We start from the raw sequence: 19,997 nt of genomic DNA on the forward strand, positions 1-19,997 counted from the left end.
GGCAACCGGGAAGTTGGGCCGATCGGCAACAGCGAGCCTTTGCTCTTGAGCTGGTCGACGATCTCCCGGCAGTGACACGGCTGGGGAACTCTTGTGCTGGCCGTCGTGGGCTTGTGCTGGGCGGATGTCGTTGATCGGCCGTCGCCGCGCGGGGCCCGCAGGCGCCCTCGGCCTCCCTCCATTATCTCATGAGTTCGATTTTCGGCTACAGCCGGTAGTGGGTTGTCGCTGATCCGGTGATCGCTACGGTGTCCGGCATGCTTAGTAGTGACGAGAAGTTCGTTCGTTCCGGGCGAGTGCGGCTGTGGGCACAGCGTTTCGGCCGGCCTGCTGACCCCACCGTTCTGCTGGTCATGGGCACGTCTACACAGGGCATCGGCTGGCCCGATGAGCTAGTGGAGGCGCTGGTGACCAGTGGCCGGCAGGTGATCCGGTTCGATCACCGCGACACCGGCCGTTCCGATTCCGTTGAGTTCGCCGCGCATCCGTATACGCTCGCCGACATGGCAGCCGACACGGTCGCCGTTCTAGATGGTTACGACGTCACAGCCGCGCACCTCGTGGGGATATCGCTGGGCGGGGCAGTCGGGCAGTGGCTTGCCGTGCATCAGGCAGCTCGGTTGCATACACTGACCTTGATGGCGTCGTCTCCGATGGGCAACAACCCCGGCCCGGCGTGGGCACGAGCCATGGCAGGAAAATCGGCTTTGACCGGCGAACTCCCGCCCCCGAGTGCACGGTTCCTCGACCACTTGATGTCGTCGGCGAAGGCGCCCCGGACGACGCCGTCGCAGCGCATGGACGCCGACGTTCAGACCTGGCGAGTGCTCAACGGTGATGTCCTGCCCTTCGACGAACCCGCCGCGCAGCGGTTCGTCGAACAGTGTTACGCCCGGGCCCACAACATTGCTGCTGCCTCGAATCACGATCTCGCCGGGCGGCGATGGGACGACGACCGGCGGGCCTCCTTGTCCGCCATCACCGCGCCGACCTTGGTCCTGCACGGAAGCGATGACCCGCTGTTCCCCCCAGCTCACGGCGAAGCGCTCGCGGCGCAGATCCCGGCGGCGCAGCTGGAGATCGTGCCTGGCATGGGCCACCACCCGTTCTTCTCGCCAGGGCTCACCGAGCGGATCGCCGACTTGATCATCCGCCACACGAGCTGACCTCGGGCCGCCCGGACCCGGGCCATAGCCGAGCACGAATCGCGCTCAACTGGCTATGGCCCGGCCGTGCGGCATCAGCGCCGGTGAGCCGAGCTCAGCATTGACGCGAGGCTGGCCGGGACGGTAGTTGGCCTGCGGATTGGTCGCCAGTTCCGGTCCCACCCCGATCGGGTGGATTCGAAGGTAGGCGCGGTAGTGTCCCCGGCGTGCTGCGGCGGTGGAGTATGACGATCCTGATGGCGACGTGTGGCGTGTTGGTGGCGGCGGCACAACTGCGCGCCGATTTGCCCGCCGTCGGCGCCATCGAGTTGCTGATCTTCTTGGCGCTGGCACTGTTGCTGTCGCCGTGGGCCTTTCCCCGCTCGGTGCAAGCCGCTGAAGCGCAGCGGGCCAGCGCGGTGGACGGCCGGCCGATCGTGTACTGGCGTCCTGGCTGTCGCTACTGCCTTCAGCTCAGGTTTAGCCTCGGCCGGCTCGCGCGGCGGGCGCACTGGGTTGACATTTGGCACGACCCGACGGGCGCTGCCGCCGTCCGAGCGGTAGCCGACGGCAACGAGACCGTTCCTACCGTCGTGCTCGGCGGTCAGGCTGTGGTGAACCCCGAACGGGCCTGGTTCCGCGAGCAACTCCGCTCATCCTGAAAGCGCCCGCTTTAGGCAACCGTATGAGCCTCAACGCGTGAGTATCAGCTGGCCGAGTTCCTGGGTGCATCGGGTGAGCGCGACGTAGAGGCCGTTCCAGCCGCGCGGCTCAGCGGCAATGCCCTGGGGGTCGATGAGTAGGGTTGCGTCCCACTCCAATCCCTTGGACTGGGTGGCGGTCAGCACCGCCACATCGCTCAGTACAGCTAGGAGTTCGGGGATGCGGCCGGCGGGGGCGACGACGCCGACCGTGCCACCTTGCCACCGTCGCCGCAGTTGGCGCACAGCCTGGGCTGCGGCGTCGGCAAGCTCGGCAGAGGTGACCGTGAGCTCCCAGGGGGCGATGCCGGCGGAGCGTACCGCCCGTGGCGGCGCGTTGTGGCTGCCAGCTGCTTTCAAGACCGGCCCGGTGAGGTCCATGACCTCGCGGGGGGTCCGGTAGCAGATGGTCAGTTCCGCGGCGGTCCAGCGGTCTCCGAAAACAGCGTGTACCGCCTGCGCCCAGCTGGTGTGTCGGTGCGCTGCCTCCGCCTGGTCGATGTCGCCGACCGCGGTGATGGAGCGACTGGGACAGCGACGCAGGACCATGTGCCACTGCATCTCGGACAGCTCCTGTGCCTCGTCGACAACGACGTGGCCGTACACCCAGCTGCGCTGCCGGCGCGCGCGGTCGGCGACGAACTCGCCCTGCGGTTGTGGGGCTTCGACTTCGCCGAGCAGATCGGCGAGGGCGTCGAGCAGGGGGATGTCGCTCGATGCCCACGGGGCGGGTTCGGCCGAGACGGCCGTGATTTCCTCTGGAGACAGCTGCGGGGCGATCCGGGCCAGCAGGGTGCGGTCGGTCAGGAGATCACGTAGCAGGGTTTCGGCGTCAACGGTGGGCCACCATGCCTCGATGAACCGGGCGATGGTGGCGTTCTCGGCAATACGGCAACGGAGGTCTTCGATCTCTTCGTCGGAGAACAATCCGTTGATGTCGCTGCCGGTGGGCGTCCTACCGGCGTGCTGGTCATGGCCCATGCTCTTGTCGACGCGGGCGAGGATGTCCTCGAAGCCCTCCTCCATCTCGTCCATCAGCGCCTCGCGCTGCTCGACGACGACTTCGGCAAGGAGGTGGTGCAGTTGCTCGGCGAACGCCGCGCGGGCGCGATGGTACGAGCGGCCCTGCACCGCCGAGGCGAATGCCTGTGCCACTGCTGCGGCCGTGATGACGTAGAACTCGCCCTCCCAGCGCAGCTTCAGCTCACGGGGCCGGGGGAGCAGCGACGTGACGTAGTTTTCGAGCGCGGGTTGCCAGAGGGCGCGGCCCTTGATTTCGGCGAGGAGCCGGCTCTCGTCGCGGCCTACCTGGATCTCGGCCAGCAGAGTGTCGCAGGTCGCCGAGACGACGGCGGTCTCACCGAGCGCGGGCAGCACCTGGGCGATGTATTCGAGGAACCGCGGGGAGGGGCCGAGGAGCAGGACCGCTTGGTCGGCCATGTTCCGGTGGGCGAACAGCAGGTAGGCGACGCGATGCAGCGCAACCACGGTCTTGCCGGTGCCGGGACCGCCCTGAACGATCAGCGGGCCAGTCGCCTCGGCCCGGATGATGTCGTCCTGTTCGCGTTGCAGTGTGGAGATCGCCGTCGACATGTGGCCGGTGCGTCGCTGGTCGAGGGCGGCCAGTAGAGCGCCTTCACCGACGAGCTCCGCCGTCATGGTCCCGTCAAGTGGCTCGTCGTCCACGCCGACGACGGTCGACCCCGTCGTGCGGATGTGACGGCGCCGCGCCTGACCTTGCGGGTCGACGGCCGTCGCGGTGTAGAACGGCCGAGCTGCGGGAGCGCGCCAGTCCACCAGCAGTGGCTCACTGTCCTCGCCGTCGTTGCGCAGACCGATACGGCCTACGTGTCGCACGGTGCCATCAAGGCCGTCGAGGCGGCCGAAGACCAACCCTTCCCGAGCCTGCCGTAGCTCTTCGTACTGCTGGCGGAGCATGCGCAGCCGGGCCCGTTCCAGCGCGTCCAGGGCTTCTGCCGAAAGCTCGGCCTGTAGGTGCTCGGCCAGCCTGTCGCGCCGAGCCGTGGCCAGGTCGAGAAACTCCTGTTCCTCGGCGACCGCGGATCGGCGCGCGACGCTCTCTGCGGTAGACGACGGTGGTTCGCCGTGTGGTGTTACGTCGCTGACGCCAGCAGTGCCGTTGTTGTTCAGGGCAGAATTCCGACGCATACGCAAATCCTTGTATTGCTGATTCCCCCAGCCCGGATGAGCCGTGGTCGATTCGGCGGCAAGCATAGAGTTGATTCCTCCTCATCGGCCAGCAACTTCGTGGGCAGAGATGGGAATCTCAATGCCTTGCAGTTCCCGTTCAACTGTGGCCCCACTAATCTTGTTCGCTTATTGACAGCTCGGTCCCTTGTCTGATCTGAATGCCGACAGTGGCACTGCCCGCGGCAGCGTACGGTGACCTGCGGCGCCGACGGGCAGGTTGTCTACCCCCGAGGCTGGCCGGTTCCCGCCGCCGGCCGCCCGTCGAATGGCAAGGTGATGCCCATGGACAGGAAGCACGTCGCCGATTGGCTCGCCGCCTACGAGCAGGTTTGGCGGACACCGGGCACGGACGGCCTGGTCACGCTCTTCACTGAGGATGCGAGCTACCAGCAGGGGCCGTACTGGACACCGGTCGTCGGCTTGCCAGCCATCGCCCGGATGTGGGAAAAGCAGCGCAAGGGCCCGGACGAGGTGTTCCAGATGACCAGCGAGATCGTCGCGGTCGAGGGCGACACGGCGGTGTCGCGCCAGGAGGTCCGCTACGGCGACCCGGTCGACCAGGAGTACCGCGACCTGTGGATTATGCGATTCGCCGACGATGGACGTTGTCGGTCGTTCGAGGAGTGGCCGTTCTGGCCGGGACAACAACCGGCCAACCCTCCGGACGGCTCCTGACGTCAGTACCACCCATCGGTTGTGTGGATGATGGCGCTGTGACCCACGTGCACTCCATGCGCTGCGGTGCTGCGCGACAACGGCCGCATCATCAACGTCTCCACCCTCAACACGGTGGTGCCGGCGCCCAGCCACTCCGTCTACTGCGCCAGCAAAGCAGCCCTCGAACAGTTCACTGCGGTCGCCGTACGTGAATTCGGTGGCCGTGGCATCACCGTGAACACGATCTCACCGGGTGCCACCGACACCGACCTGCTGCGCGCTGTCAATTGCCCGGAGGCCCTGGCCCGAACCGCCGCCTTGACCGCGTTGCAACGGCTCGGCCAGCCCGACGACATTGCCGCCGTGGTCGCCCTGTTCGTCGGGCCGGACGCCCAGTGGATCACTGGCCAGAACATCCGCGCAACCGGGGGCCTGCTCCTCTAAGCGTGGCGTCGACATGAGCCGGCGCACGCCGGGCCCGCGGCGAGTCCGTCACCTCATCGCCGCCGTGCCGTCCTCTGGACGGGGTAAGTCCTAACTCAAGACGGGGCTGCGAGCACAGCCAAGGACGCTCGCCATCCGTTTTGTCTGCCTGCCATGTCGATGTGCTGTTGAGCGATATACCTCAGAGGTATGAATACTTGCGTTTTAACGTGCGGGATTCGTTGGTGTGATGATCGTCGGCGTGTCGGCGTGACGTGAAGCGGCCACCGTCTCAATCTCGGTTCTGCGAAGAAATCGACAAGAGGCGGTGGCCGTGTCTGTGATTGTGCCTGGTTCGGTGGTGCTCTCGTGCGCCGCCATCCCGACGGTTGAGGATCTCTGGCGGTTTCGCGCTGCCGTGTACGGGTGTTTCACTCGCCGCGCAGACGCCTTGTTCGGGCTGGTGGACGCGGTGTTGTGTGCTCCTGGGCGGGTTCATACGCTGGCTGAGTTGAGTCTGGTGCCGGTGTTCGGCAGGGGGCACGGGTCGGCCTACGCGGCGCTTGCGGACGGTGTCATCGACGCCGACGCGGTCCAGGACGCGGTGATCAGGTGCCGGCCGCGGGACTGGCCGTTGTGGTTCGCGCTGGATTTGAGTTCGTGGGCGCGTCCGTATGCGAAGACCAGTCCGCAGCGGGGGTGGGTGCATCACAGCATGCGACACACCAACGGCAGGCCGTTCGTGCCTGGATGGCAGTACCAGTGGCTGGTGCAACTCAGTGGGCAACCGGACTCCGGACCGCACCGTTGCAGGCCATGCGGGTCCCGCCGGACGCGGACGTGGCCACCCAGGCGAGCGAGCAGATCCGCTCCTGCATCGACCGGCTCGGCCCCACCGACACGCCACCGCTGTTCGTTCTCGACGCGGGCTATGACCCGGTCGCGTTGTCCTGGCTGCTGTGGCAGCAGGACAACCCCGGCCCCCGAGCCACGCTGTTGGTCCGGCTACGCGGCGACCGGGTCTTCTACCGCGACCCGGGACCCCGCCCGCCCGGTAAACGCGGACCCACCGCCCGCCACGGTGCCAAGTTCACCCTCGCCGATCCCACCACCTGGGGTCCGCCCGACGCCGAACACCACACCCACGACCCGCACCACGGCCACGTGCGGGTCACCGCCTGGCACCGACTCCACCCCGCCCTCTACAGCCAGTCCGCCGGCGGACGCTACAAACACCTGCCCCGCACCCCGATCGTCGAAGCCACCATCATCCGCGTCGACATCGAGAACCCACCTCGGCGCAACGGCGCCACCAACACCCACACCCTCTGGCTCTGGCACACCGGACAACCCACCGACCTCGATACCTGCTGGCGGGCCTACCTACGCCGCTTCGACATCGAACACACCTTCAAACACGCCAAAACCCACCTCGGCTGGCTCGCCCCCACCATCCGCCACCCCGAACAAGCCGACCGCTGGACCTGGCTGATCCTCACCGCACTCACCCAACTACGCCTAGCCAAACCCCACACCACCGGCGCACGCCTACCCTGGCAACCCCACCAACCACCCCACCGACTCACCCCCAGCCGCGTCCGCAGCGGATTTCCTCACCTCCACGCGATCATCGGCACACCCGCCCAACCCAGGAAAAACACCCACCCCGGCCCCGGCCGCCCCAAAGGCACACCACGAGGCCCCGCACCACGACACCCCGTGATCAAAAAACCCCAAAAACGTTAAAACGCAAGTGAATATGACTCTGAGGTATATCGCTCAGCACCGCGTCCGCCCTGACGGAGGTGACCGACGGTCACCGCCGGCTGCGCTCACGGTCCGGGCCAGGGTTAGGACTTACTCGTCCAGGCCGTCGGGTGTGCTGCGGCGCTGACCCACCGGCGCGGCGCCGCCACGCGTCCACGGCGAGCAGCGTGAGGGCGATCAGCGTCAGTAGTCCGCCGACGAGTGCCAGCGGGCGTGCCCTCGAGGTGGGCAGGAGGGCACCGCCGAGCAGTGATCCGCCCGCAATGCCGGCGTTGAAAGCGGTGCTGACGCCGGCCGACGCGACGTCGGTGCTGCCCGGAGCCAGGTGCATTGTCCGGCTCTGCACGGCAGAGCCGAATGGCGCGTACGCGAGGCCGATCCCGGCGAGGAGTGCGACCGCGCCGGGCTGGAGCGCGCCGAGCGCGTACAGGCCGAACAGCAGCGGCGCCAGCACCGCGTCGGCGAAGCCGCTGACGTCGAGGAGGAACGGTGTGACGTAGGTCTGCAGGGTCATGAAGCCGCCGATGGCGAAGGCGGTCGCGATCAGCAACAGGGCGAAACGCCGCGCGTCTGGTGCGGTGCCCCGGGCGGCGCCGCCGGTGGCCGGGGGATAGGAAGGAAGGAGGACGAGCACCGCGGCGGCGATCGCCAGACCGACCCCGGCCAGCACCGCGAACGCCGCGCGCCAACCGGCCTCCTGCCCGAGCCAGGTGCCGAGGGGCACGCCGAACACCGGGGCGAGCGTCGCCCCCGTCGCGAACAGCGCCACCACCCGGCCGCGCACCGCGAGCGGGAAGTGCGCGGTCACCGTCGCCGTCGCGATGGACCAGAACAGCGCCTGGGCGAGGGCGGTCACGGCTCAACTCGCCACCTGAAGGACGAGCTTGCCGGTGGTCGTCCCGGACTCGATGCGGCGGTGGGCGTCGGCGACCCGGTCGAGGGGGAGCGTCTCTACCCGTACTCGTAGGTCGCCCTTCGCCGCGGCGACGACCGCGCGGCGCAGCGCCCGACCGACCTCATGGGGGTACGCGGCGGCGAAGGCGGCGAGATTGAAGCCGGAGACGGTCTTGTTGGTGAACCACAGTTCGTTCGCGGGGATCCCGACGTCGTCACCGCCGGAGGCGTTGCCCATGACGACCAGGCGTCCCATCGGAGCCAGTCGGTCCAGGCTGGCTCTGCGGGTAGCGCCGCCGACCATGTCGACCACGATGTCGAACTCGCCGACATCGCTGAGCCGGTCGCGGGGGATCACCTCGTCGTAACCGAAGCCCATGGCGGTTTCGATCTTGGCCGTGCTGCCGACCGTACCCACCACCCGGCCGGCGCCCAGCAGTCGCGCGACCTGGCCGAGTTGGCTGCCCACGCCGCCGGCGGCGGCGTGCACCAGCACCCGTTCGCCGGGCGCGATCCGGGCGACGCGGTCGAGCACCAGGAATGCGGTGGTGCTGTTGGACGGCAACGCCGCCGCGAGGTCAAGCCCGAGATTCAGGCCGTCCAGTGGGGCGACCAGTGCGGCGGCGGTCACGGCCACCTCGGCGTAGCCGCCGCTGTTGACGATCGTGAGCGCCGCCACCGGCTGGCCCACCGCCACGCTGTCCACGCCCTCGCCGACGGCCCGAATCCGGCCGGCGACCTCGATACCGGGCACGAACGGGAGTCGCACGTCGACCACGCCCCGCCGGTAGAGGACTTCGGCGAAGTTGGCACCCGCGTACGCCACGTCGATGCTCACCTCGCCCGGTCCTGGCTCGGGAACCGTCATTTCGTCGCGACGAAGTACGTCAGCCGTACCGAAACTGGGGATCGTCACTGCCGTCATTCGCATGGTGTCGCTGTTCATGACGACCATCCTGGGTTGCCGGCGCAGGGTCAGACAGTGTCGGCTTATCCGGGGTGTGCCACCACCAGGCTGCGCTCGCGCATCAGCTGTTCCAGCCGCTCCTCGGTGCCGCTGCCTGGGCGTGGATTGTGCAGGATCAGGTTATTTCCGGGGTGTTCAGGCAGCGGCAGCAGCGTGGCGTCGAACAGGAGCGTGCCTGCCTCGGGGTGGTCGACCGCCTTGACCGCGCTGGTGTGCTCGGCAACGTCGTGGCGCGCCCACAACTCGGCGAACTCCGGGCTCACCGTGGCCAGGTCGGCGGCGACGCGGGCGAACTCCGGATCGTCCGGGTAACGCGCGGCGTCGGCGCGGAAGCCGGCGGCCACCTCGGGTGCCGTCTGCGCCCAGTGCCGGTGCATCACCCGGTAGCGGTTGTTGGTGAAGAAGGAGACCAGGCAGTTGTGGTCGGTCTCGCCGTAGCCGAACACCGCCCGCGCCGCGTCGTTCACCGCGGTGAAGTTCCAGTGTCGGTCGCGGACGTAGGCGGGGCGCGGCGACCAGGCGTGCAGCAGCCGTAGCAGCTCGGGCGATGCGGGCACCGCCGGAGTGGGCGGCGTCTCGGGCGGATTGAGCCCAGCCAGACGGTAGAGGTGCGCGCGCTCGATCGCCTCCAGCCGCAGCGTGCGCCCGATCGCGTCGAGGACGTCCTCGGAAACCTTGATGTCGCGGCCCTGCTCCAGCCAGGTGTACCAGGACACCCCGACGCCGGCCAGCACGGCGACCTCCTCCCGGCGCAGCCCTGGCGTGCGTCGCCGGCCGCCACTTGGCATGCCGACGTCGGCGGGCGAGACCCGCTCTCGGCGGCTGCGCAGGAAGTCGCGCAACTCGGCGCGGCGGTAGTCGGCGGACGCGGACGCACTGGCCATGGCCGCAATCCTACGGAGCGCTAGCTCCGTGGCCGGAGTGGTGCGCGGGCAACGAGGGCGTCGACCAACTCGCCGACGCCCTCGCCGACCTGGTACGGGTCAGGCTGCGGCGTCGTCGTGGGTGACGGTGACGACGATCTTGCCGACGTGGCCGTTGGCCTCCATGTAGCGGTGGGCCTCGGCGATTTCGGTGAGGTCGAAGGTGCGGTCGACCACCGGGGTGAAGGCGCCTGAGGCGACTCCGGCGTTGACGAACGCGACGGCGCGGCGCAGGCGCTCCGGGTTCGAGGTGATCTCAAAGAGGGTGTAGGTGCTGGTGTTCAGCGCCGGGTAGGACTGGGCGTTGGGCAGCGGGGTGGTGCGCGGGTCGAGGGCTCCGTAGACCACCAGGAAACCGTCGGCGGCGATGCCCAGGGCGAGGGTCTCGACGCCAGGGCCAGCGATCGGGTCGAAGGCCAGGCGGACGCCTTCTCCGCCGGTGATCTCCTTGACCCGGGCCGGGAGGTCCTCGTCGCCGGTGACGATGACATGGGCCGCGCCGGCGTCCAGCAGGCGCTGCTTCTTGTCGGAGCCGCGCGTGGTGGCGATCGGGATCGCACCGATGTGGTTGGCGAGCTGGATGGCGGCCAGGCCGACGCTGCTGGAGGCTGCCGTGATCAGCACGTAGTCGCCGGGACGTACCTTTCCGGACTCGACCAGGGCGCCGTAGGCGGTGATGTAGGCCATCCAGACCGCTGCCGCCTTGGCGGGCTCGATGTGGGCGGGGCGAGGCACGACAGCCGAGGCCGGAACGATGACGTTGGTGCCGTACGTGCCGTACTTGCTCTGCAGGAACGCCGGTACGACTGCGACCGTGTCACCCTCGGCGAGGCCGTCCACGCCCTGACCGACCGCCTCGATCACGCCAGCGGCTTCGTAGCCGAGCGTGGAGGGGAACACGGGCTGGTCGAAGTAGACGCCGGCGCGGTACATGATTTCGGCCCGGTTCATGCCGATGGCGTCGACGCGGATCCGGACCTCGCCCGCACCCGGTGCGGGAACCTCGACGTCGCGCAGGGTCAGAACCTCGGCGCCACCGAGCCGGTCGAACTGTACGAGCTTTGCCATAGTGCATCATTCCTAGCAATAGGGATCACGGGAACGGCGCCGAACCGACTCGGCGCCGCCAATCACGCTACCCCCAATTTCGATTACGCTCAAACTTCGACCGGCATCGGAATAGTGGCCATGGACTCAGGCCGAACCTGCGCCCGTCTCGGTGTCAGCGGCGGCCACCACCGCCGAGAGCAGGCCCGGAAAACGGCGCTCGATCTCGTCCGCGCGTAGCGCGTTCATCTTGGTCGTCCCCACGTAGTACTGGCGGATCACGCCAGCCTCGCGCAGCGTATTGAAATGGTGTGTCAGCGTCGAAACCGACACGGGCGCCTCGAACGCGCCACACCTCATGTCCTCGCCCTTGCCGGCCAACTGGGACACCACCGCCCGTCGTACCGGATCCGCCAGCGCCTCCATGACCTGCTGCAAGGAAACGTCAGACACGTCGGGGTGCTCCACGGTCCGAGCTGCACTACGAGGGCGAGGCACGGCAACTCCTTGGAACGGGCGCATCACAACCCACCCATCGTACGACGCTGATCAAAGTTGACGCGGTCGGCAGAGGTCACACCATCCGTGTCGGGATCCCCCGCCAGGCCCCGCTCGCAATCTCCTCGGCGAGCGGGGCCCGGCCGACGCCGGTGGTCGGCGTGGTACGACGACAACAAGCGGTCTGGACGACCTGCTCAGTGGCCGAGGTTGACCTGTGCCCGGTGATGATCGTCTTTCTCGATCAGGTCGACGAACCCGAGCGCGTAGTCCGCGGCGGAGATTGCGCCGCCGTCCTCGGGCTGGACCGCGACATCGTCGCCGAGTCGATAACGGCCAAGTCGTTCGGCGGGCATACGTGCGCCGAACCTGAGCGCAGGGCTCACAAAGACCCAGTCGAGTGTCGGGGGCGTGGCCGGGAGGTCTTCGATGATGAGTGCCGCCCCGGCACGGATCTCGTCGTGGAGGTTCGCGGGGATGTGGCTGAGGTCGGAGACGAAACGATCTGCCCCGGGCGCAGGGCGCAGCGACGAGTAGCCGCCGACGACGAACAGGGGTACGCCGGCGGCATCGGCCAGACGCGCGATGGAGCGGTAGACGTCGCGGAAGGCGCCGGCCAGCGGGCCGCGTGGGGCGAGTGCGGCCACGACCGCGCGAATCGGCCACCTCCTGACGCGACGGATCGCGACAACTGAAGGTGCGGTTCGCGGCGACCCGCGCGCTCGGAAGCCCACGACACCGCGGACCGCCTCTTCAAGGCTCCTGATCAGTACGGGTAGCCAGGAATGTTGAGCCGCACGCTGTACAGGCCGGAGTCGTTCCTCGGGCCCGAGGTGATGTAGAGAGTCTGCCGGTCGGGACCGCCGAACGCCACGTTGGTCGTACCGGAGGTGCCGGCCCGGATCGTGCCGAGCTGGGTGCCCGTGGGGGAGTAGACGTGGACCAGCGCGTCCGAGCCCGACGCCCAGTACACGTTGCCGGCGCAGTCGATCGTGACGCCGTCTGGCCCGCCGAGGTAGCTCACGAAGACGCTGCGGGCGCCGGTGCTGCCGTCGGGCTGGACGGCGTACTTGTAAATCTTGTTCTCGGAGTAGGCGCCCACGTACAGCGCGGTCCCGTCCGGCGAGAGCGCGATGCCGTTGGGTTGGCGCAGCCGGTCGTCCACAAGTGACACCTGACCACCGGAGACGCGGAAGACGCTGGTGCGTCCGCTCATCTGGTCCGAGCGGTTGCCGCGCTGGAAGTTGGGGTCGGTGAAGTAGGCAACGCCATCCGAGCGGACCGCGACGTCGTTGGGCGAGTTGAACGCCCGGCCCTGATAGTTCGCTGCGACGGTGCTGCGGGCCAGATCGCTCAGCCGGTACGCAGACAGGCTTCGCTGGTCGTGAGTGGCCGCGATGATCTGCTGGGCGTCGGCGCTGAGCGCCAGGCCGTTGCTGCCAGCGTTGGCGAGGAACGTGTCGAAGGTCGCCGGCGGGGTGAACCGGCGGATTGTGGACGGCTGGACGTTGTACGGCCCGGTGCCGGCGGCCATGTCGGACATCAGCAGGTAGCCGCCGTCGGCGACCCAGACCGGCCCTTCGAGGAATGAGAAACCACTCCGGATTTTTGTGGCCAGCACCGAACTGCCCGGCAGTGGTGGCCCGTACCCGGCCCCCGCCGGACAGACGCCGGGCGGTGTGCCGGGCGGACCCGCGAGCACGCCACCGGCGGCACCGGCGGGGAATGTTGCGGTGCTCAGGGCGAGGCACATGCCGGCCAGCGCGGCAATGGTTGGACGCCACCTCATCGGATGCTCCAATCGGCGTCGGCGTTTGCGAAGACCGGCGGTCCTGCCCGGATGATTTCATCATGGATCCGGATGACATGCAAAGACGTCAATCGATATTTGAGCGTCCGACGAATTGGATCCGCGAGCCACCGCGGTCTCGCTCAGTGTGTCCAGCCGGCGGCGTGCAGACTGTTGTGCGGGGGGCGACCAGGGCGACGCCGCGTGAGGTCGTCAGGGGAGCAGGCCTTGGCTGCGGTACCACGCCACGGCGTTGGCCAGGCCGTCCGGCAAGCGGTATGCCGGTGTGAAGCCGAGGTCCGCCTGTGCACGATCGGTAGCGCACGTCCACGCCAGCTGCCGGATCTCGTGAGCGCGGTCCCGGTTCATCGTCAGCACCGGGCCGCGGCGGACCGGGCTCAGGTCGCACAGCCATCCGGTCGCCTGGACGAGCGGACCTGGCACCGGGATGAAGCGCGGGCGGGGGCGGCCGATCGCGGTGGCGAGCTGGCGGCAGAAGTCGCTCCAGCCGTACACCTGACCGTCGCTGATGAGGTACACGCCCGCGTCCCCGCCGTCCGGGGGCAGTGTCTCGCCGCGGACGACGGCCGCGATCAGGGCGGCGCAGAGGTCGTCCACATGGACGAACGAGTATTCGCGTTCCGGGCGGGCTGGACGCAGGTGGGTGCCCAGGCGGGCCATCGGCAGGAACGACGGCAGGAAATCGTGGTCGCCCGGGCCGTACACGATGGTCGGGCGGAGGACCACCGTGGGAACACCAGCGGCGCGGGCGATCTCCTCGGCGGCGAGCTTGCTGCGACCGTACTCGGAGACCGGCGCGACCGGCGTGGACTCGTCACGTGGCCGGCCAGGGCGGGATGGTCCGGCGGCGGCCAGGGACGAGCACAGCACCAGCCGGGGGACCGGGTCGGTGTCGGCGATGGCCGCGACCAGCCGGCCCGTGGAGTCGGTGTTTCCGCGCCGGAAGGCGCTCGGGCGGCGGGCCTTCACCTGGCCGGCCAGGTGCACGACGGTGTCGACGCCCGCGACGGCCGCTGGCACGCCCTCGCCGGTGTCGAGGTCGGCGACGGTGAAGCGCAGCCCGGGGATGCCGGCCAGGGCCGTGCGGTTGGAGGTCCGGCGGACCATCGCGATGACGGTGCAGCGCATCTCCGACAGCCGCCGGACGAGCCGGGCCCCGATGAAGCCGGTTGCCCCGGTGACCAGGATGGTGCGCGATTCGATGCCGGGCCAGGGATTCGTGTCGGTGGTCGTCATTGCCGCTCGGCGCGTTGCAGGGCTCTGGCGAGCTGCGCCGGAAGCGCGGCCGGTGCGGGCGCGGCGGCCGCGTTGTGGAACACCTCCAACAGCAGGTGGGTGGTGAGGACGGCCATGCTGGCCCATTCGGCGACCGTGCCCTCCCACGTGCGTCCGGCGCCCCGCAGTGCCGCTTGGTGCAGCGCGGTCACCTGTGCCGGGTCGAACAGCCCGCTGGCGCGTACCGCCGCCGGCCCGAGATAGGTCGCCGCGAGGTCCTCGCCCGGGCCGGTGAGGTACCACGGCGTGATGGGCGTGAAGAACGGCTTCTTCCGGCGGCGCCGGATCGGTGCTGGGAGCACGTCGCGAAGGGCCTCCTTGAGGATGTGCTTTTCGCTGGTACCCCGCATGAGCGCGCGAGGATCCAGGCGCGCCGACAGGTCCAGCAGAGCCCGGTCCATGAACGGCACGCGCACCTCGACGCCGTTGGCCATCGACAGTCGGTCGCTGAGCATCAGAACCCAGCTGGGCAGCCGGGTCTGGTACTCGTAGTGCAATGAGCGGTGCAGTGCCGTGTGCACCGGCGGGGCCGGCAGCGGCGACGGGGCGAGGGCACCGCTGGACGGGCGCAGCAGCGCGGGCGCGACCGCGTCCATCGCGGACCACAGGTAGAACCAGGCGGGTGCCCCGCCGCCGAAGCGATCCGCGGTGTCCGCGAGTTGCCTCGGCACGCTGGCCATGTGGGCGGCCGCGCCGGCGGGGGCGCCATTGTGGGCGAGCACCCGAGCCAGGATCAGCCGGCGCAGCGGATCCAGGCCCGCCCGGGTCAGCCGGCCGAGCCGCTGCTCCAGCCGCTGCAGGACATACCAGGAGTAGCCGCCGAGCAGCTCGTCGGCACCGTCGCCGGTCAGCGCGACCTTGGCGCCCTGGTCGGCCGCGATCTGGGTTACCTTCATGAACGGCGTGGCGACGCCGAACCACTGCGGCGACTCCAGGTGCCACAGCGTCTTCGCCAGGTGCTCGCACGCCTCGGCGCCGCTGAACTCGATCTCGACGTTGTCGACCCGCAATGCCTTTGCGGCGAGCCGGGAGTAGCGGCCCTCGTCGAGGTCCGAGCCGGGCAGCCGGATGCTGGCGGTCTGTACCGGTGTGCCGAGGACGGCCGAGATCGTCGCGACGACGGCGGTGCTGTCCAGGCCGCCGCTCAGCGTCGCGCCGAAGCCGACCTCGTCCGGCAGCCGTTTGCGGACCGCCTCGATGAACGTCGAGCGGAACTGTTCGACGGCGACTCGCCCGCTCAGCAGGTCGTGCGGGTCGCCGCTCAACGGGGTGAAGTACCGGCGCAGGTTGACCTCGGCCCCGTCGGCCACGAGCAGGTGCCCAGGCGGCAGGTCGTGAACGCCGGCCCAGAAGGTGCCCGGCGCGGTCGGCTGGCCGTAGCCGAAGACGTCGCGGAGCCCCTGCGGGTCGACGCGCGCCACGCACAACCCGGACGCGAACAGGGCCTTCACCTCGCTGGCGAACTGGAGCCGGCCGCCGGCGACGTGGTAATACAACGGCTTGACACCGACCGGGTCCCGGGCGAGCGCGAGCCGGCGAAGCCGGCCGTCCCACAGGGCGATGGCGAAGTCACCGTCGAGGTGGTCGACGAAGCCGAGGCCGTACTCCTCGTAGAGGTGAGCGATCACCGCACCGTCGCTGCCACTGGTGAGGGTGTGGCCGCGCTCGACGAGTCGCGCCCGCAGGGCACGATGGTTGTAGATCTCGCCGTTGAAGATGACCTGGATGTCGCCGCGCTCGTCGCTCAGTGGTTGCTGCCCACCGGCCACGTCGACGATCGCGAGCCGCCGGTACGCCAGCCCGATCCCCGCAGCGATGAAGTAGCCCTCGCCGTCGGGGCCGCGATGCGCCAGCGAATGTGCCATCCGGGCAAGCCGGTGCGGCTCGACAGCGGCGTCGAAGTCGAAGATGCCGGCGATCCCACACATACGCGCTCCCTTCAGATGCGGTACAGCGCGGCGCCGATCTCCATGCCGGTGCTCGCGCCGACGACCACCACGAGGTCGCCCGGCGAAACGCCGCCGCCAGCGGTCACGGCGCGCAGGCCGACCGGCATGGCCGAGGTGAACAGGTCCGTGCCGTCCGATGTCGACGGCAGCGTGGCCAGCCGTGCGCCGAGCACCGGCCAGGTGCCTCGCAGTCGGCGTTCGACCGGCGTTGGCAGCCAGGGCGGCACGACCGTGCGGATCGCGTCGGGCCGCACCTGCATGCGGTCCAGCAGTTCGGCGACGACCGCGGGCACGTGCTCGGCGTACGCCGAGGCGGACTCGGTGCGGCCGGTGGCGCGAATGAAGTTGAGCCCGCCGTCCTGCATGGCCCACGCACCCCGGTCGGGGGCGGGTACCGCGACGGAGCGGCTGTGGAAGCCCAGGAAGCCACTGGTCCGGTGCGGGTCGAGGCGCAGCAGCACCGCCGAGCCGTATCTGGCCACCGCAGGCCCGGTGGCGCCGGGTTCGCGCTGCTCGACCTCGGAGGCGACCACGACGGCGGTGCCGGCCGCGCCGGCCCGGATGAGTTCGGCGGCGATCCGGCAGCCGTCGAGCATGCCCAACGCGCCATTGGTGACGTCGAAGGCGAGGACTTCCCCGGTGGCGGTAGCGCTGCCGTCGAAGCCCAACTCGCCCGCGGCGATCGCCGCGATCGCCGGCTCGGCGATCATGCCGGTGCGGTACACGCCGGTGTGGATGAGCAGGTCGACGTCGGATGCGCGGGCGCCCGCCCGGCGCAGGCAGTCGCCGGTGGCGGCACCGATGAGCTCAAGGGTCGTCGCGCCGGCTGCGGCGCCGGCCTCCGTCCCGGGTTCGGCGAGGCCGATCGCGACGGCGCGCACCGGGTGCGGCCATGGCGTCGGGCGGCGGCGCGGGGGTGCGGTCCGCTGTGACCGAATTCCGCTGGCCAGCCGGTCCGGTAGCCCGTCCAACCGGTACGCGGCGGTGCCGACGTTGACGCCCGACGCGGCGACCTCGAAGAGCACCCGGTCGCCGGTCCGGATCCGCCCGTCGAGGCTCGCGTCACGTAACGCGACAGTGTGCGACGTGGTGGCGGTGTTGCCGCGCCTCGGCAGGTTGTTGATGACGTCGCGTTCGTCCAGGACCACACGGCCGTAGACCTTGTTCGTGCGGCGGACGGCGGCCTGGATCGCCAGCGCCGACGTCTGGTGCGGGATGAACCTGTCGAAGTCGACCGGTGACAGGCCCATCGCCTTGAGGGCCTGCTGGGTGTGCGCCACCATCTCTCGGATGCCGGCGGCAGCCAGACCCATCATGTCGGTCTTCATGATCACGCCGCCGTGCGGCCGATCAGTTGGCCCGGCCACGCACAGGGTGTGGTAGCGCCCGACGGTGCGGATGCCGATGTGATCGAAGCCCCCCGGTCCATCGTCGGCCCTGGTCAGCAGGACCGCCGCACCGGCATCGCCGAGCGTCAGGCAGGCGATGCGGGCGTCGAGCTCGTCGGCGATCTCCAGCTGAGCGGTGCGCATCAGATGGGAGATGTACTCGCCGCTGACGATCAGCGCCGAATCGATCTCGCCGGCCCGGATGAGTGCGTCGGCGAAGTAGATGCCGGTGAACTGGCCGGCGCACGCGTTTGTCACGTCGAACGCCCACGCCCGGTCACAGCCGAGCCGGTGCCGCAGCCCGGTGGCGGCCGCCGGCTCGTAGGTCGACCGGTCCGGGCTGTCGACCCGCGAGATGCTGGCGCTGATGAGCAGGTCGACGTCGCCAAGCCCGATCGACGAGCGGGATATGCAGTCCTCGGCGGCGCGGGTGGCCAGGTCGAGGGCGTACTCGACGTCACCAGCGACGCGCCGCGAGACGATGCCGGTGGTCTGCTCCAGTGGCAGTTCCAGTCGGCTCCGGCAGCCGTCAAGCACCTCGCGGGTGGTCATGACCCGGTCGGGCAGCGCGACGCCGATGCTGTCGATGACGCTGCCGGCTCCCGCCGTGGCGGCCTGGATGCTCACCCTCGACCACCTTGTCTCAGTTGGACGGTTCGACTGCTTCAGTTGGACCTGACGGCGTCCCCGCCGTCGTCGACGGAGGCGAGCACCAGCGAGGCGTTGTGCCCGCCGAAACCGAACGAGTTCGTCAGGATGGGGCCGGGACGGCCGGTGCGGGGGGCACCGGCGACGACGTCGATGGGAATGTCGGACCCGCGGGTGCGCAGGTTGGCGGTGGGCGGGATCTCGCCGTGCCGCAGAGCGAGCAGCGATGCGACGACCTCGACCGCTCCGGCGGCCCCGACCAGGTGCCCCAGCGAGCCCTTCGCCGAGGTGGTCGGCGGTGCGGCGCCACCGAACACGGTGTGGATGGCCTGGGCCTCGGCGGCGTCGTTGAGCATCGTCGAGGTGCCGTGCGCGTTGATGTGGCCGACGTCGGTCGGGTCGACGCCGGCGTCGCGCAGCGCCAGGCGCATGCAGTCGACGGCGCCGCGCCCCTCCGGGTGCGGCATCGTGGAGTGGTACGCGTCGCTGTTGAACCCGTAGCCAACGACCTCGCCGTGGATGCGGGCGCCCCGGGCCAGCGCTCGGTCGAGGCGCTCCAGCAGCACGAAGGCCGAGCCCTCGGCGAGGACGAAGCCGTCCCGTTCGCCGTCAAACGGGCGCGAGGCGGTCTCGGGCTCGGCGTTGCGGGTGCTCAGCGCGTGCATCCGAGCGAACCCGGCAACGACGATGGGGTTGACCGCCGCCTCAGCGCCGCCCGCCAGGACGACGTCGGCACTACCGTCGCGGATGAGCCGGACGCCTTCGCCGATCGCGTTCGCACCGGCGGTGCAAGCCGTGGAGATGCAGAAGTTGGGCCCTCGCCAGTGGAGTTGCCGCGCGATGAGGGACGCCGCCGCGTTCGGCATGATCATCGGGATCGCCCACGGGCTGATTCGGTCCGGTCCGTTCTCGATGAACGCGCGGACCTGCGTGTAGAAGCTCTCCGATCCGCCCATGCCGGTGCCGACCACGACCGCACACCGGTCCGGGTCGAGGTGGCCGGAATCGGCGTCGGTGAACGCGTCCATCGCCGCGGCGAAGGCGAGCTGGCAGACGCGATCGGTCTGCCGGACCATCTTCGCGCCGAGGTAGGCGGTCGGGTCGAAGCCCTGGATCTCGCCGGCGAAGCGGGTCGCCAACCCGGAGGCATCGAAGCTGCGGATCGGGCCGATGACCGAACGCCCGGACCGCAGCACCTGCCACAGCGCGTCGGGGGTGTCGCCGGCTGGCGTCCTGGCGCTCAGCCCGGTGACGGCAACCCGGTGCCGGACGGGACTGACACCCTCCATCAGGCGGGCGTCTTTCGCTCGGCCTCCACCGCCGCGGCGTCCTCGGCGACATCGGTGCCCCCGCCATCGAGCACCATGTCGAGCGCCTGCCCGACGGTGTTGATCCCGCGCAGCCCGTCCTCCGGGAGTCGGATCCCGAACCGGTCCTCCAGCGCCATCAGCAGCTCAACCAGGTCGAGACTTTCGGCGTTGAGATCCTTGCGAAAGTCGGCGTCCTCGGTCACCGCCTCCGGCTCAACCATCAGCACCTCGACCGCGACCTCACGTAAAACCGTAAGAGCCTGCAGTCTGTCCATGTGCCCTCCAACAATCACACGAGGCAATCGGTGCCGAACGGGGCTTCACCTGCAAGAAGTTGAGGCAGGCTAGCACGCAGAGTCGTTGGCCAGAAAGGTCTTCGTGACG

Annotated in this window: 18 protein-coding genes and 1 pseudogene; 6 read left to right on the forward strand and 13 right to left on the reverse strand. The window is 69.5% G+C overall.

What is annotated here, in order from left to right; genetic code table 11:
* Positions 1-257: 257 nt before the first annotated feature.
* Positions 258-1,166: an alpha/beta fold hydrolase gene (locus ACLQ28_RS16915; RefSeq protein WP_425687221.1), complete on the forward strand. Its 909-nt coding sequence runs from the start codon at positions 258-260 to the stop codon at positions 1,164-1,166.
* Between the two features lie 224 nt (positions 1,167-1,390).
* On the forward strand, positions 1,391-1,807 hold the full coding sequence (locus ACLQ28_RS16920; protein ID WP_425687222.1) for a glutaredoxin domain-containing protein: 417 nt from the start codon (positions 1,391-1,393) through the stop codon (positions 1,805-1,807).
* A 30-nt stretch (positions 1,808-1,837) separates the two neighbouring features.
* Here ACLQ28_RS16920 and ACLQ28_RS16925 read toward each other — a convergent pair whose 3' ends face one another.
* Positions 1,838-4,015, reverse strand: coding sequence for a HelD family protein (locus tag ACLQ28_RS16925; protein ID WP_425687223.1), 2,178 nt, complete (start codon positions 4,013-4,015; stop codon positions 1,838-1,840).
* 324 nt (positions 4,016-4,339) lie between these two features.
* Here ACLQ28_RS16925 and ACLQ28_RS16930 point away from each other — a divergent pair, with 324 nt between their 5' ends.
* The 4 genes and pseudogenes from ACLQ28_RS16930 to ACLQ28_RS16945 all read left to right on the forward strand — a co-directional run bounded on the left by ACLQ28_RS16930 (position 4,340) and on the right by ACLQ28_RS16945 (position 6,883).
* Entirely contained in the window at positions 4,340-4,732 is a 393-nt protein-coding gene (locus ACLQ28_RS16930) for a YybH family protein (RefSeq protein ID WP_425687224.1), read from the forward strand.
* A 66-nt stretch (positions 4,733-4,798) separates the two neighbouring features.
* Complete coding sequence (locus ACLQ28_RS16935) at positions 4,799-5,158, forward strand: SDR family oxidoreductase (protein ID WP_425687225.1); 360 nt, start codon at positions 4,799-4,801, stop codon at positions 5,156-5,158.
* A 397-nt stretch (positions 5,159-5,555) separates the two neighbouring features.
* Positions 5,556-5,894, forward strand: a pseudogene (locus ACLQ28_RS16940) (transposase); the annotation flags it as partial.
* Positions 5,895-5,953: 59 nt separating this feature from the next.
* Entirely contained in the window at positions 5,954-6,883 is a 930-nt protein-coding gene (locus ACLQ28_RS16945) for a transposase (protein WP_425687226.1), read from the forward strand.
* A gap of 70 nt (positions 6,884-6,953) precedes the next feature.
* Here ACLQ28_RS16945 and ACLQ28_RS16950 read toward each other — a convergent pair whose 3' ends face one another.
* The 12 genes from ACLQ28_RS16950 to ACLQ28_RS17005 all read right to left on the reverse strand — a co-directional run bounded on the left by ACLQ28_RS16950 (position 6,954) and on the right by ACLQ28_RS17005 (position 19,888).
* Positions 6,954-7,760 (reverse strand): MFS transporter, encoded by an 807-nt coding sequence (locus ACLQ28_RS16950; protein WP_425687227.1) that lies wholly within the window; start codon positions 7,758-7,760, stop codon positions 6,954-6,956.
* Positions 7,761-7,763: 3 nt separating this feature from the next.
* Complete coding sequence (locus tag ACLQ28_RS16955) at positions 7,764-8,744, reverse strand: quinone oxidoreductase family protein (RefSeq protein WP_425687228.1); 981 nt, start codon at positions 8,742-8,744, stop codon at positions 7,764-7,766.
* Positions 8,745-8,788: 44 nt separating this feature from the next.
* Positions 8,789-9,649 (reverse strand): helix-turn-helix transcriptional regulator, encoded by an 861-nt coding sequence (locus ACLQ28_RS16960; protein ID WP_425687229.1) that lies wholly within the window; start codon positions 9,647-9,649, stop codon positions 8,789-8,791.
* A gap of 99 nt (positions 9,650-9,748) precedes the next feature.
* On the reverse strand, positions 9,749-10,756 hold the full coding sequence (locus ACLQ28_RS16965) for a zinc-dependent alcohol dehydrogenase family protein (RefSeq protein WP_425687230.1): 1,008 nt from the start codon (positions 10,754-10,756) through the stop codon (positions 9,749-9,751).
* Positions 10,757-10,882: 126 nt separating this feature from the next.
* Positions 10,883-11,203 (reverse strand): ArsR/SmtB family transcription factor, encoded by a 321-nt coding sequence (locus tag ACLQ28_RS16970; protein WP_425687231.1) that lies wholly within the window; start codon positions 11,201-11,203, stop codon positions 10,883-10,885.
* Positions 11,204-11,430: 227 nt separating this feature from the next.
* Positions 11,431-11,880, reverse strand: a complete 450-nt coding sequence (locus tag ACLQ28_RS16975; RefSeq protein WP_425687232.1) for an NAD(P)-dependent oxidoreductase — start codon at positions 11,878-11,880, stop codon at positions 11,431-11,433.
* 119 nt (positions 11,881-11,999) lie between these two features.
* Complete coding sequence (locus ACLQ28_RS16980) at positions 12,000-13,022, reverse strand: SMP-30/gluconolactonase/LRE family protein (protein WP_425687233.1); 1,023 nt, start codon at positions 13,020-13,022, stop codon at positions 12,000-12,002.
* Between the two features lie 213 nt (positions 13,023-13,235).
* Positions 13,236-14,279: an NAD-dependent epimerase/dehydratase family protein gene (locus tag ACLQ28_RS16985; RefSeq protein ID WP_425687234.1), complete on the reverse strand. Its 1,044-nt coding sequence runs from the start codon at positions 14,277-14,279 to the stop codon at positions 13,236-13,238.
* Positions 14,276-16,246: an asparagine synthase (glutamine-hydrolyzing) gene (gene asnB / locus ACLQ28_RS16990; RefSeq protein ID WP_425687235.1), complete on the reverse strand. Its 1,971-nt coding sequence runs from the start codon at positions 16,244-16,246 to the stop codon at positions 14,276-14,278. The genes ACLQ28_RS16985 and asnB overlap by 4 nt, the downstream gene beginning before the upstream one ends.
* A gap of 11 nt (positions 16,247-16,257) precedes the next feature.
* Positions 16,258-18,282 (reverse strand): 3-oxoacyl-[acyl-carrier-protein] synthase III C-terminal domain-containing protein, encoded by a 2,025-nt coding sequence (locus ACLQ28_RS16995; RefSeq protein ID WP_425687236.1) that lies wholly within the window; start codon positions 18,280-18,282, stop codon positions 16,258-16,260.
* Between the two features lie 38 nt (positions 18,283-18,320).
* Positions 18,321-19,592 carry a beta-ketoacyl-[acyl-carrier-protein] synthase family protein gene (locus ACLQ28_RS17000; protein ID WP_425687237.1) on the reverse strand — a complete coding sequence of 424 codons (1,272 nt, stop codon included), beginning with the start codon at positions 19,590-19,592 and terminating at the stop codon, positions 18,321-18,323.
* The gene (locus ACLQ28_RS17005; protein WP_425687238.1) at positions 19,592-19,888 is read right to left on the reverse strand and encodes an acyl carrier protein; all 297 of its coding nucleotides are present in this window, start codon (positions 19,886-19,888) and stop codon (positions 19,592-19,594) included. Before ACLQ28_RS17005 ends, ACLQ28_RS17000 begins: the two co-directional genes overlap by 1 nt.
* Between the last annotated feature and the right edge of the window lie 109 nt (positions 19,889-19,997).

It is taken from the genome of Micromonospora sp. DT201 (genome assembly GCF_049841575.1).
Classification (GTDB): domain Bacteria; phylum Actinomycetota; class Actinomycetes; order Mycobacteriales; family Micromonosporaceae; genus Micromonospora.

What these genes read in the sequence shown, in the direction of transcription:
- ACLQ28_RS16965 (WP_425687230.1), bottom strand. Translation starts at nt 10,756, where the DNA reads ATGGCAAAGCTCGTACAGTTCGACCGGCTCGGTGGCGCCGAGGTTCTG.
- ACLQ28_RS17000 (WP_425687237.1), bottom strand. Translation starts at nt 19,592, where the DNA reads ATGGAGGGTGTCAGTCCCGTCCGGCACCGGGTTGCCGTCACCGGGCTG.
- ACLQ28_RS16955 (WP_425687228.1), bottom strand. Translation starts at nt 8,744, where the DNA reads ATGAACAGCGACACCATGCGAATGACGGCAGTGACGATCCCCAGTTTC.
- ACLQ28_RS16930 (WP_425687224.1), top strand. Translation starts at nt 4,340, where the DNA reads ATGGACAGGAAGCACGTCGCCGATTGGCTCGCCGCCTACGAGCAGGTT.
- ACLQ28_RS17005 (WP_425687238.1), bottom strand. Translation starts at nt 19,888, where the DNA reads ATGGACAGACTGCAGGCTCTTACGGTTTTACGTGAGGTCGCGGTCGAG.
- ACLQ28_RS16980 (WP_425687233.1), bottom strand. Translation starts at nt 13,022, where the DNA reads ATGAGGTGGCGTCCAACCATTGCCGCGCTGGCCGGCATGTGCCTCGCC.
- ACLQ28_RS16925 (WP_425687223.1), bottom strand. Translation starts at nt 4,015, where the DNA reads ATGCGTCGGAATTCTGCCCTGAACAACAACGGCACTGCTGGCGTCAGC.
- ACLQ28_RS16945 (WP_425687226.1), top strand. Translation starts at nt 5,954, where the DNA reads ATGCGGGTCCCGCCGGACGCGGACGTGGCCACCCAGGCGAGCGAGCAG.
- asnB (WP_425687235.1), bottom strand. Translation starts at nt 16,246, where the DNA reads ATGTGTGGGATCGCCGGCATCTTCGACTTCGACGCCGCTGTCGAGCCG.
- ACLQ28_RS16915 (WP_425687221.1), top strand. Translation starts at nt 258, where the DNA reads ATGCTTAGTAGTGACGAGAAGTTCGTTCGTTCCGGGCGAGTGCGGCTG.
- ACLQ28_RS16920 (WP_425687222.1), top strand. Translation starts at nt 1,391, where the DNA reads ATGACGATCCTGATGGCGACGTGTGGCGTGTTGGTGGCGGCGGCACAA.
- ACLQ28_RS16960 (WP_425687229.1), bottom strand. Translation starts at nt 9,649, where the DNA reads ATGGCCAGTGCGTCCGCGTCCGCCGACTACCGCCGCGCCGAGTTGCGC.
- ACLQ28_RS16985 (WP_425687234.1), bottom strand. Translation starts at nt 14,279, where the DNA reads ATGACGACCACCGACACGAATCCCTGGCCCGGCATCGAATCGCGCACC.